Annotated in this window: 8 protein-coding genes; 4 read left to right on the top strand and 4 right to left on the bottom strand. The window is 40.6% G+C overall.

Annotated features, from left to right (window positions below; all coding sequences use genetic code 11):
* Window positions 1-90 precede the first annotated feature (90 nt).
* From coaBC to QT16_RS09985, 3 genes are all read left to right on the top strand, one after another.
* Window positions 91-1,284, top strand: a complete 1,194-nt coding sequence (gene coaBC / locus QT16_RS09995) for a bifunctional phosphopantothenoylcysteine decarboxylase/phosphopantothenate--cysteine ligase CoaBC (RefSeq protein ID WP_039488289.1) — start codon at window positions 91-93, stop codon at window positions 1,282-1,284.
* A gap of 111 nt (window positions 1,285-1,395) precedes the next feature.
* Window positions 1,396-1,983 (top strand): nucleoid occlusion factor SlmA, encoded by a 588-nt coding sequence (slmA, locus tag QT16_RS09990; protein ID WP_004335558.1) that lies wholly within the window; start codon window positions 1,396-1,398, stop codon window positions 1,981-1,983.
* Window positions 1,984-2,123: 140 nt separating this feature from the next.
* Complete coding sequence (locus QT16_RS09985) at window positions 2,124-4,892, top strand: S9 family peptidase (RefSeq protein ID WP_039488288.1); 2,769 nt, start codon at window positions 2,124-2,126, stop codon at window positions 4,890-4,892.
* A gap of 285 nt (window positions 4,893-5,177) precedes the next feature.
* Here the strand turns inward: QT16_RS09985 and QT16_RS09980 are convergent, their stop codons facing one another.
* The 4 genes from QT16_RS09980 to QT16_RS09965 form a co-directional block, all read right to left on the bottom strand.
* Window positions 5,178-6,335 (bottom strand): ROK family transcriptional regulator, encoded by a 1,158-nt coding sequence (locus QT16_RS09980; protein ID WP_002957728.1) that lies wholly within the window; start codon window positions 6,333-6,335, stop codon window positions 5,178-5,180.
* Window positions 6,336-6,409: 74 nt separating this feature from the next.
* The gene (locus QT16_RS09975) at window positions 6,410-7,651 is read right to left on the bottom strand and encodes a glycerate kinase type-2 family protein (protein WP_039488287.1); all 1,242 of its coding nucleotides are present in this window, start codon (window positions 7,649-7,651) and stop codon (window positions 6,410-6,412) included.
* A 10-nt stretch (window positions 7,652-7,661) separates the two neighbouring features.
* Entirely contained in the window at window positions 7,662-9,242 is a 1,581-nt protein-coding gene (locus tag QT16_RS09970; protein ID WP_033015476.1) for a sodium:solute symporter family protein, read from the bottom strand.
* A gap of 197 nt (window positions 9,243-9,439) precedes the next feature.
* Window positions 9,440-11,881 carry a TonB-dependent receptor gene (locus QT16_RS09965; protein ID WP_039488286.1) on the bottom strand — a complete coding sequence of 814 codons (2,442 nt, stop codon included), beginning with the start codon at window positions 11,879-11,881 and terminating at the stop codon, window positions 9,440-9,442.
* A 196-nt stretch (window positions 11,882-12,077) separates the two neighbouring features.
* Between QT16_RS09965 and QT16_RS09960 the strand changes: the two genes are divergently transcribed.
* The gene (locus QT16_RS09960; RefSeq protein ID WP_039488285.1) at window positions 12,078-13,379 is read left to right on the top strand and encodes an MGH1-like glycoside hydrolase domain-containing protein; all 1,302 of its coding nucleotides are present in this window, start codon (window positions 12,078-12,080) and stop codon (window positions 13,377-13,379) included.
* Window positions 13,380-13,392 lie beyond the last annotated feature (13 nt).

The raw sequence follows: 13,392 nt of genomic DNA, 5'->3' as shown, positions 1-13,392 counted from the left end.
TAGCCTGTTATTTCGAATTAAAAAACTTCGCTGTACGGGTAAAGATTTGTTATTTTAAGCCCAATATTTAATAAAAACTGATGAACATTCATGACTAACTTAACAAACAAAAAAATTGTACTAGGTATTACCGGCGGTATTGCAGCTTATAAATGCGCAGAACTCGTTAGGCGATTAAAAGACGCTGGTTGTGAAGTAAAAGTAGTTATGACTGAATCAGCTAAACACTTTATTACACCACTGACCATGCAAGCCGTTAGTGGGGAAACAGTCTCTGACTCATTACTAGACCCTTCTGCTGAAGCTTCAATGGGGCATATTGAATTTGCAAAATGGGCTGACTTAATTTTAGTTGCCCCAGCTACCTGTAATATTATTGCAAAAATGGCAGCCGGCATTGCTGACGACCTACTAACAACGTTACTGCTAGCAACGCCTGCAAAAGTAGCTGTAGCACCAGCCATGAACCAGCAAATGTATGCACACGCAGCTACACAAGCGAATTTAGCCACATTAAAAGCACGTAACGTACTTATTTGGGGCCCAGGTAAAGGTGAGCAAGCCTGTGGCGATATCGGCGCTGGGCGCATGTTAGAGCCACATGAGCTAGTTGCACTATGTACAGCAAAAGAGCAACCGCAATTACTTGCAGGAAAAACAATTACAATAACGGCAGGCCCAACGCGTGAGCCTCTCGATCCGGTACGTTTTATATCAAATCACAGTTCTGGAAAAATGGGTTATGCACTGGCAGAAGCCGCTTTGCAATTCGGTGCTAAAGTTAATTTAATTTCGGGCCCTGTCACTATAAAAGCCCCTACTGACGTAAACCTTATTAATATAGAAAGCGCTGAGGAGCTATTAACTGAGTCACTTACCTATGCACCACAATCTGATGCTTTTATAGGTTGCGCTGCTGTTGCGGATTATCGAGCTGCAAACATTGCGACTCAAAAAATGAAAAAGCAAGGCGACGAACTCACCCTTACTTTAACTAAAAACCCTGACGTAATTGCAGCTATTGCAAACCTTACACAAAACCGCCCTTATACGGTTGGATTTGCCGCCGAAACTCAAAATGTAGAAAGCTATGCTAAAGGTAAACTACAAAATAAAAATCTAGATATGATTTGCGCTAATGACGTATCAAAAAGCGGCTTAGGGTTTAATTCCGATCATAATGCTTTAACACTGTACTGGCACAATGAACAACTAGAATTACCAACAACAAGTAAAGTAGAAATAGCTCGCAAGGTGATCGAACAGCTGGCTAAACATCTATAAAAAGGCTGGAAACAAACTGAATAAAACATTAACATACGCCAATCATTTGAACAAAAAATGACTAGGGTTCTTAACTGCGCCACTAAGAATAACTAATAAAAAGGAATGTTCATGCCTGCGACAAAAAGAAGTAATCGCAAAGAGCAAATACTGCAAGCACTCGCACAAATGTTAGAAACTAATTTAGGACAACGCATCACCACAGCAAAACTAGCTGCTGAGGTGGGTGTGTCTGAAGCCGCGCTATACCGTCATTTTCCGAGCAAGGCGCGTATGTTTGAGGGCTTAATTGAGTTTATTGAAGATACCCTTTTATCTCGTATAAATATTATTATTGAAAACGAAAAAGAAAGCCAAACGCGCATTTATAACATTCTATTATTACTTCTAACCTTTGCTGAAAAAAACCCAGGTATTACTCGTATTTTAACGGGCGATGCTCTGCAAGGTGAGCAGGAACGTTTACGCGAACGTGTACAAACCTTGTTTGAAAAACTAGAAACTCAGTTTAAACAAGTGCTTCGTGAGCGCAAATTACGTGAAGGTAAAAACTTTCAAAGTGATGAGCTTACACTTGCAAACTTTTTACTTGCCTACGTTGAAGGCAAAATGAATCAGTTTGTACGTAGCGACTTTAAAGCAAAGCCAAGTGTTCAATTTGAAAAACAATGGCTTGAGCTACAAAAAATTTGGCTGTAATGTTTGCTAAATTAATAAATTGAATACTAAAAAACGACCTGCGGGTCGTTTTGTCGTATGTAGCTGCCATTTATCTGATCCGCTCGAATTATGAACCAAACTCGTTACAATGAAACAATGTCATAATACGAGAATCAATAATGAAAACAAAACTCACCTTATTAAGCACGGCACTCGTTGCCAGCTTAACTAGCACCGGCATACACGCCAAAGAATCGCTACAATTTAAAGACGTATTTAGTTTTAAATCAGCTAAAAGCACACAACTATCTGACAATGGTCAAGTACTCACTTTTAGTGCAACGCCGTATCGTGGAAATGCAACTGGTCAAGTTTACTCACTACAAAGCAATACACTCATCGCAGAAGTAGAACGCGGCACTAAGCCTCATATTAATAAAGCCGCTAACTGGGTCGCTTTTACACAAGTACCTACCTTACTTGAAAAAGAAACAACCAAAAAAAAAGACACACTTAAAAACAATCTGGTACTCGTAAACACACAATCAGGTGCCCAACAAAGCTTTGCTGATGTAAAAGATTACACGTTATCTGATGACGGTATGTGGCTTGCTTATCGTTTAAATAAAAAAGACGATGACGCAAAAGTAGAAGATAAAACCGATAGCACTAAAAACGAAGAAGACAACGCTATCACGCCCGATAAAAAAGATAAGAGCTATGCGCTTGTTATCGTAAATTTATCTGATAAACGCACTCATACAATAGAAAACGTATTTAGCTACGCTATTAACTCAGCTAACAGCCAGCTATTAGTGAGTCAAAGTTACAGCGATGGTAATAACAACCAAATAGCGTTAATTGAGCTCAGTGACTTTAATAGCAGCGTATTAATTGATGAACCGGGCGTAATCGCAAATAAAATAGCGTGGCACCCCACTGACAATATTGCAGCGTTTACATTGGGTAACTATGTAAATGATGACACCCGCCGTCGAAGCTACACTTTACAGCTATATAAAAACGAGAAGCTCTCAACTATAGATTCACCTAATAAAGCATGGACGTTAGGGAAAACAGCCACCCTTGAATGGTCAGAAAATGGCGAGCGTTTATATTTTGAAAACCATCCTAAATTGGCAGCCAAAGTAAAAACTAAAGAATATACCGACGAAGCCTCACTATACGATTTTGACACCATTGTTGAACACAAAGGCCTTAATGTATGGCACAACAACGATGCGCAAATAAAACCACGTGAAGAGCAGCAATGGAACGAAGTTAATAAAAATCGCCATTACAGTGCGGTGTATCACGTTAACTCGCAAAAAGTTGCGCAACTTAGTACACCAAACATGCCTGAGGTCGCACTAAACCCTCAGCGAGATGTGTCTTTACTTGGCTCATCTAACATCCCCTACCTAGAAAAAATAATGTACGGCGGTTTTTTTGCTGATTACTTTGCAGTAAATATAAATACCGGTAAACAAACTCCAATTATAAGTAACTACCCGTTTAGACCGAGCCTTGCCCCTAATGGTGAGTTTGCGGCTTATTTTAGCGATAGCCAAATACAGTTAAAAGATTTAAAAAATAATAAAGTAACATCGCTTACAAAAGCGATTCAGGCAACCTTTGCTGATGATAAACACGACTACCCATCTACTCAACCTGGTTATGGTTTTGCTGGTTGGATGACCGATAGCAGCCAAGTGCTTGCTTATAGCAAATACGATATTTGGGCATTTGACGTAAAAACTAAGCAAGCTAAACGCCTAACTAATGGTAAGCAAAGCAATACGCAGTACCGTGTTATTAAGCTTGATAAAACCCAAGTGGGCTTTAAAAAAGGCGATACATTACTTGTCTCTGCTATTAACTTACAAACTAAACAAAGCGAAGTTGCAAAGCTCGACTTAACCACTAACACACTAACTAAGGTGCTTAGCGGTAATAAACGCTTTGATATAGTTAAAAAAGCCAAAAAGGCTGACAAGTACTTATTTACCTCGCAAACTTATAGCCAATTTCCTGATTACTACCAAACAGATTTTAGCTTTAGTTCACCAAAACAAGTGACCACCCTAAACCCACAAATTAGTAATTTTGCATGGGGCGAAAAGCCAGAACTAATAAGCTATAAAGGCTTTGACGGTGAAGATTTACAAGGCGTATTAATAAAACCTGCGGGATATAAAAAAGGCGATAAAGTGCCTGTGGTAGTGTATTTTTACCGTTACATGAGTCAACGCATGTTTGATTTTCCTAAAATGGAATTAAACCATCGCCCTAATTTTCCTATGTTTACCTCAAATGGTTATGCGGTATTTTTACCTGATATTCGTTTTGAAATAGGTCACCCGGGTAAATCGTCAACGCAAACCATGATAAACGCCACCCAAAAATTAATAGATTTAGGCATAGCCGACCCAGATAAAATAGGCTTACAAGGTCACTCTTGGGCAGGCTATCAAAGTGCGTTTATGATAACCCAAACAGATATGTTTAAAGCGGTTGTATCTGGCGCGCCAGTATCAAACATGACAAGTGCTTACAGTGGCATACGTTTAAAATCAGGTCTTGCTCGTCAGTTTCAATACGAAACAGGGCAAAGCCGTATAGGTAAAAACTTATTTGAAGCACCAGATCTGTACATAGAAAACTCACCGGTGTTTTTTGCAGATAAAGTAAATACCCCTATTTTAATTATGTTTGGCGATAAAGACGATGCAGTGCCTTGGCACGAAGGCGTGCAGTACTACTTAGCGCTTCGCCGCGCAGGTAAAGATGCAACCTTTTTACAATACGAAGGTGAACCACACCACTTGAAAAAGTTTCCTAATCAGGTCGATTTTTCAGTACGTATGATGCAGTACTTTGATCATTACTTAAAAGGCAAGCCAGCTGCAAAATGGATGACACAGGGCGAGGCATTCGTTGAAGAGTAAATAACCCAAACAAAAAAGCCGATATTGCATAAAACAATATCGGCTTTTTTGTTTTTAAAATTTGTATTTCTTATACCAATTCGCTTAATTAAATAAGCTATTTTGAAGCTGGAAAAACGTGTTGATAGCTAGGCAAAAAATTCGCTATTTAGTTGTTCTCGGCAATTGCTCCTGCATTGCTCTACCTTCTGCATCCATGCAGTCGTAAATGAGAATTTTTTAACGCAGGTAGTGACACGTTTAGCCCCGCAAAATGATTAAGTATTATTGCGGATTGGTATTAAGCTACAAACACAACTCTCTAAATGGCAATGTGGCTGCGCCAATTGATACCGGAAAATTATCAATATTAGATACCACCAGCTTTGGCATAGGGCGTTTAGCGCCACGTCTAAATTGTGCATAAACCTCAGTTCGTGCAATAACTTTTTCAGCCAACTCTTTTGGAATATGGCCACCAATAATAATCGCCTCAGCATCTAATAAAGCAGAGCAACAGGTTGCCACTAAATCAAATGAGTCTTGAACCTTAAACAACCACTCTTCAACGCCTGGCCAATCGGGGTCAAAGTTGTCATGCAGGTCGTAAATAGAAGTAACCGCTACGCCATTTTTTTTCAAAATACGTTTTAGTAATTCAAGATTGGGGTGGGCATATAATTTAGGCGGTAGCATGTCGCCAAGCTCACCTGCATTTCCGTATGTACCGCGCAGTACGTCACCATTATTTACAATACCGCCACCAAATGCGGCCGACACAAACATATAAACGAAGTTTTTATACTCGCGCCCAATACCTGCAACACCTTCACCTGCGGCTGCGCCTGTAGCATCGTTAACAACCCAAGTTGGGAGTTGAAAATGCTGCGACACAATATCGATAATATCAACCTGCGACCACTCTTCTAGCATATGGTGGGTATTCATTTTCCCATCCATTGAGCTAAAAAAGCCAGAGATACCCACACCCATTCCCAGTACTTTTTCACTTGGAATGTCACGCTCAGCGCTTATATCTTCTACCAGCTTTTGTGCACATTTAAGCACATTATTAATGCTCATATCCGACATTAGCTGCATATGGGTGTAAACCACCTTTCCCGTAAAATCCATTACAGCAAGCGAAATAGCATCAAGCAAAATAGCTAAGCCAAAGGTAAATCCGTAATCGGGATTAAGGGCAATGCCAAACCCAGGCTTACCTTTTTTATTAGGAATTAGCGTATCAGTTTGTACAATTACACCGTGTTGGGTTAACGACTTAAGTAAACGCGACACAGTTTGCTGTGGAATACGAGTTGCGCTCACAATATGACTTTGGGTTACGCACTTTTCCCAAAACACCACTTTTATAATATCGCGCTCAATATCTTGAAATAGCTTTTCGCCTTTTCCAAGCTCAAAACCAGAGCGTAATAAGTTACTGTTGTTTAACGAAAACATAGGTATTAACCCTAACAAAATTGGAGCACAAGATTACGTGAAACCATTATAAAGAACAAGTGGGCAAACTGCGCCTACTCAATCACTATCACTCTAAAATCATTCACATTTGTGTTAGTTGGCCCAGTAATAATTAAATCATCAATGGCTTTAAAAAACTGATGGCTATTATGACCTTCTAACTGTGCGTGTAAGTTTTCGCCAGCGTCTTGTGCGCGAGCAATTGTACTGCTATTTATATACGCACCCGCTACATCTTTACTACCATCTACACCATCGGTATCACAAGCAAGTGCGTAAATACCCGCTTCGCCATTAAGTGCCTCAGCCAACGCCATTAAGTATTCTTGATTGGGCCCGCCATCGCCATAAATATCAGCAACGGTTACGGTAAGCTCGCCACCAGAGAACAACATAACGCGCTTGCCTTGGGCTTTTTGATCAAGAGCGATAGCCGCATGTTGCTTTGCAACCTCTTTAGCCTCGCCTTGAATATCATACCCTAGTACCTGAGTTTCCCAGCCTTGATGCTGTGCAACACCTATTGCGCTATCAATAGCATGCTGCGCATTTGCAACAATAAAGTACTCCCCCACGGTGTCAGCAACTCGTTCTTGCTCTGGTTTTAATAAATGCGCTTCAACTTCTGCTATTACCGGCCAATTGTACTTTTGTAAAATAGCCAGTGCATCGGCTTTGGTACTGCCATCGCTAATAGTAGGGCCTGATGCTATATCACTTGGTTTGTCCCCTACTACATCTGAAATAATGAGCGTAACGTAATCCGACTTAGCGGCCTGCGCTAACTTACCGCCTTTAACAAGTGACAACTGCTTACGCACTACATTTATTTCATCAACGCTTGCACCACTTCTAAGTAAAAACTGATTAAGCTTTTGCTTTTGTGAAAAAGGCACATCATCAACAGGTAGGCACATCAACGACGAACCGCCTCCCGAAATAATAAACAAAATAGGAATATCAGCCGGATTATTTTTTACAAGCTCCAATAACTCTTTGCCAGCTGCTAAGCTGTTATCGTCTGGTGTTGGGTGGTTTGCACTAAGCACTTTAATTCGCCCAGTATCACCGCTACTTTCGTAGCCATAACGCGTTACCACTGCGCCAAAACATTTATCACCATAAAAGCGATTAACTTCGGCGGCCATTTCAGCGGCGGCTTTACCCGCCCCTACTACACACAAACCTTTGCTTGCATCTATATTTTCTAAATACTTACTCATGCAAGCACTCGGTTTACAGGCATTTACCGCAGTGGTAAATAAATCAATTAAAAACGACTTTTTAGAATCCATTAGTCACAGCTCACGAAAAAATTGAAGGAATAGCTAAACAAATTAATATCATCACAATAAACATGCTAAGTAGCATAACGATATCTTTGCCAGTTAAAATTGAGTTTGATACGGTCTCGGCATTTTGTACTTTTGTGACTTCGTTTACCTCTCTTGGAATTAAACGACTCGTAACATAAATAATCACCGCAGCGCTTACAAAGCCAATAAAATTCCACCAAAACCAGAAAATATCAGGCGCAAATACCGACACCAACAAGTTAATTAATACACCACTAATTAAGCCAATATTGGCATGCAATGCAGCACTGCGTTTACTTAGTACAGCAACTAAAAATACTGCCAGTATTGGGCCATAAAATAACGAGCCGACTTTGTTAATAGCTTCAATAATGGTCGGCGCTATGTCACCGGCAAAAAGTGATAGTACTAAGGTAATTGCGCCCCATGCTAAACCTAAGTATTTAGCTAACTTTAAGTAAGATGGTTGGTCTAGCTCTTTATTAGATATACGGCTGTAATCTTCAATACTTACCGCCGAAAGTGAATTAATTGCAGAGCTAAGTGATGACATCGCTGCCGACAAAATAGCGACAACCAATAAACCAATTAAGCCATGCGGTAGGTAATCTAAAATAAATATAGGCATCATCCAATCAGGGTTATCTGCTGGAATTTTTGCTAAAAATTCAGGGTTACTCATTGCCAGAGTGCCTACAATTAAGCCCGACACACAATATAAAATAGTAATAGGAAAACGCACTACGCCGTTGGCTAAAATCATGTAGCGTAAGTTTTTAGGATCTTTTGCACTAAGTGCACGTTGCGCTTGTGTTTGGTCACACCCATAGTAAGAAGCGTAAAGCACCACACCACCAAAAATCATAGGTAAAAAGCCAAAACCATCGCCACTAAATCCAAACGAATCAAATTTTATGGCTTCTAATCGGCTCGAATCAACATTAGCAATAAAGGTATCAACCCCACCTAAGTGATATAGTCCAAAGCCAATACAAGCAATAGTACCCAGTACAATGATGATCATTTGAATTGCATCACCATACACTACGGCTTTCATCCCGCCTTGCAGTGAATACAAAACGGTTATAACACCCGTTAGTACAATAGCTTGCCATGCTTCTATTCCCATGGTGCCTTGTAATATAAGCGATACCGCGTAAATCATAATGCCCGTGGCAAACGCACGGCTAAATTGAAACACCACACTAATAAGCACACGGGTTGAGCGGCCAAAGCGCATTTCTAAATAATCGTAAATACTGACAATGCCGCTTTTATAAAGCTTGGGTAAAATAGTCGCTAAAATTAAAATCATCGCCAGCGGAACACCCAACTCATACGAGAGCCATTGCATACCACCGCCTTCACGCAAACCAACAAATGCAGGAGCCGAAATAAAGCTAATAGCCGAAAGCTGAGTGGCCATTACCGACAAAGCCAAAGGTTTCCAACCTAAGCTTTTACCCCCTAAAAAGTAATCACTTTTATTGGTTTGTTCGCGTAGCATAAATCCCATTACCAATAAGGCACCAAGATAAAGAGCAACTATTGAAAAATCTAATATATTCATAATTTATTCGCGTATTCACAATATGAAAACACTGCGCCTTTTCAAAATTAAAATACCAAACGGCTACCTGCCCTTACCTTTTTGAATAAATGAGCCTAGTCAAAAAGATAAACCTGTAGCTAACTTAGCTGAAAAATGCATCACAATGCAAAAAGCCTATTAACCCCAAAGTGAGTTAATAGGCATAAAGCATTTATTTAAAAGTCGTATTTAACTCTTAAAGTAACGCGTCGTGGGAGAATTGGGCGACCTACAAAGTATGGGTTATCTGCCGTTTGGCTGTTACCTAGACGAGGCGAACCTTCAGTAACACCGTCAGAATCAAACAGGTTAAATACCCCAACGCTTAAGCGTACTGTTTGCTCTGGTGCAACTTGCCAGTTATAGCCTGCATCAAATCTAAATAAGTGAAATGAATCAAGTTCTACCGAGTTTGAGTCATTTGCAAAGTTTTTACCGGTAAAGTTATGGTAAATCGATGCATCCCAGTTATCTGCGGTGTAGCTAATAGATGAGTTAAATAGTATTTTTGGTTTACGACGTAATTCGTTACCAATAATAGAAGGGTCTGAGTCAAATTCAGTAAATTCGTGATCGGTATAGGTCATGTTGGCATCAACAGCCCACTCATCGGTAATATCGTAACGACCGGTAAGCTCAACACCCGTTGCTTTAGTTGATTGCATAACTGGCAGCTCTAATACGCCCCCATTACCATCATTTACAAAGTCTACGCTGCGTCTGTCTTTTAAGTCAGTTCTAAATAACGCAATGCTGCCGCTAAAGTCGTTATCAAAAAACTTAACACCTAGCTCGCCTTGCTCAACAATTTCGGCTTCGTAGCTGGCAGGCTCGCCTAAATCATTAAACTGAATACCTCTAATTTCTGGGAAGAAAAACCCGCGAGATGCATTGGCATATACATTTAAATTATCAGTTAAGCGATATAACGCCGCCCCTGATACAGCAAATTCAGACGTGTCGACTTCGCCGTAAGTCATTACACCACTGCCTGTAGTGTTAACTTGTAAGTTAGGTGCAAGCGTTGGATCATCAGAAATCTGAACTACTTGGCTGCCTTCGCGACTAATTTTTCCTTCAATTTCTTCGTAGCGAACACCAAAGTCAAAAATCCAATCGTCGCTTTCCATTTGATCCGCTACGTACAATGCTCTGCGGGTAGCGCTAATGGTTTGGTTAGTATAAGAAATGCCTGGGCCACTAATACCATTTTGAGTGTACTGAACCTCATCGCCATTAACATCGGTATACGTTAAGTCGATTAAGCGAGGGTTATTATTAAACTCACCTAAGTAAGTTGTAATAACGTTATCGTCGTCGGCTTCACTGTGCGAGAAAAATGTACCGACTGTAATATCGTGGCTAAAATCACCTACAAAAATACTTTTGATGATATTAAATTCTGCAGAAAAATCTTCAGCTGGGCGGTCGCGGTCTAAAATACGGTTAGCAAATAGTAAGTCATCACTTGCAAGTGCGACACCTGAATTAACATAAGAAAACTCAGCACCGCTTGCATCATCTAGCCCTCTGTTAGCTAAAAAGTCGTCTTGGCTTTCAGGTACATTAATAATACCGTCGCCGTCTAAAAATAAATTAAATTCGTGTTGGTATTTAGCGTATTTACTGCGCATATTAATGGCAAAATCGTTAGCGAGTTCTTTTTCAAACACCACTGAAATAGAACCACCTTTAGTAACTACACCATCGCTGATTGGCGATTCATAACGACCATTTGCTGCATCGTACGTTAAGTTAGATACTTGCGCCGTTTGCAGTGATTCGACTTCACGACCATCGTTACCAATTAAGCGCTCGCGGCTGTCGCCATCAAGTGGAATAGGTAAGTAAAACTGAGCTTGGTCGTCAATGTACTGTCCGTAAACAGTAAATGAGCCAGAGCCATCATCAAATTCTTTACGAATATTACCACGCAACTGTGTACCTTTAGTCTCAAGGCCTGTATCTAAAGGGCCCTCGTCGTAACGGTAAAAGCCAGAAAGCGCATAATATAAGCCATCTTCGTTAAGCGGACCGCTCGTTGCAAAATCTAAGCGAGTACGCCCTTGGTCAGAAAGCTCCATTTGCACGGTACTTTGCGGATCATCACTGCCCGTTTTAGAAATATAGTTAATAATGCCGGCCACAGAACCTTGGCCAAATAAATTAGATACACCACCACGCACAAACTCTACGCGCTCAATACCCAAATCATTACGGTAATACACATCAAACGCCGATGAGTTTAAACCAAAAACACTCAAACTAGGTGAACCGTCGTACGACAGTGGCGTAAACTGAAACTGACCCGATGAAGGTAAGCCTCTTACTTGTAGGTTAGTAGCGACTTCACCGCCACCGCCTTCTACTTTAATACCCGGAATATAGCGAAGCACATCCGCTTGGCTACTTGAAGAGAGCTTTACCAGCTCGTCTTCACTAATAGATGTTACTGATTGTGGAGTGTCTGAAATAACACGCCCTTTACTGGTACCAGAGACGATAATACGCTCAACGTTGTTAGCTTTTTTTGCTGTATCTGGTGCAGCTTCTTCTGCTGCATAAGCGCCCTGTGCGAGGCATAAAGATACAATAGAGGCGATCGTTGTTTTATTCACGGGTATTCTCCAATTGTGCTAGTTGTCTGTGTGTATTTACTTAGAGTGTGGCTAAGCAAAGCCGAAATAATCAAGTAAACATGTTAGTTTTTTGTTACTTCGAACAGGATTTAAGCACAGAAAAAAAACATTTACAACCCATAATGAGTGCTTTAATATTATAAAAATCGGAAATAACACACAAAGAGCACCCAATATGACGACTATAAACAGCGGTAAAATTGACTCAGCAACGGCTTCATCGCTTGCAGACCTTGCTACTAAAACACTTATAGCAAACGACTTAGGTGGCTATACAGTACCAACACATGGCCTATACCCGTTTCAGTGGAACTGGGATTCAGCCATTACAGCGCTAGGCTGGATGAAATCAGACGAAAGCCGAGCATGGCAAGAAATTGATGTGTTATTTTCAGGCCAATGGGATGATGGCATGGTGCCGCACATCTTGTTTCATAAAGATTCTGATACTTATTTTCCTGGTCCTGACATATGGGGTTCGGATAAAAAAATTAAAAGTACGTCTATTTCACAGCCGCCAGTAGTCGCCACTGTAATGAAAGAAATGCTTGCCAGCGCTAAAGATAAAACATTTGCAGAACAAAAAGTTAAAGCGTTATTTTCACAAGTAGTTGATTATCATTTATGGTGGTACAACGACCGAGATCCTGAAAAAACAGGTTTAGTTGTAACCTACCACCCGTGGGAATCGGGCATGGATAACAGCCCATCGTGGGATGACGCTCTTCATGCTGTGCCATGTGTGGATTGGGAATATACGCGCCGCGATACAAGTCATGTAGATTCTTCTCAGCGCCCACATAAAAGTGAGTACGACCGCTTTTTATACCTTGTAGACTTTTTTAAACGTAACAACTTTGACAGTAAAGTAATTTACGAAACCTGCCCGTACAAAATGAATGACCTAGGTATTATTGCTATTTTACACCGTGCAACCAAAGATTTACTCAAAATGGGTGAACAACTTGGCTTAAACGATGCTCGCACTGATTACTTAGCACAGCGCTTACAAATAACAGAGCAAGCCATAAACACTTTATGGTGTGAACAAAGCCAGTACTTTTATTGCAGAGATGTATTAACTAACAGCTTGGCTAAAGTTAAAACATCAGCCGCGCTATTAACTGTATATGCAGGTTTAACAAGCGATGAGCAAACTAAAATAATTAATACAGCCACCGAAGATTTTATTGAGTCGAGCCAATTTAGTGTGGCATCTACTCACCCTAAAGAGGAAAAATACGAGCCACAACGCTACTGGCGTGGCCCGATTTGGTTACACATCAACTGGATGATAGCCATAGGCCTTAAAGAGGCAGGCTTTGCAACAACGGCTGACAAAATTCAAGATGACACTCGCAACTTAGTTGTTAAGTCAGGCTACTACGAATATTTTAACCCAGAAACAGGTGCAGGCTGTGGTGGTAAAGATTTCTCGTGGACGGCTGCAATAGCATTACATTGGCTACTTGACTAATAACTAAGGCAAG

The sequence above is a fragment of the Pseudoalteromonas distincta genome (genome assembly GCF_000814675.1).
Classification (GTDB): Bacteria; Pseudomonadota; Gammaproteobacteria; order Enterobacterales; family Alteromonadaceae; genus Pseudoalteromonas; species Pseudoalteromonas distincta.
This window is presented reverse-complemented; position numbering and strand designations above follow the sequence as displayed.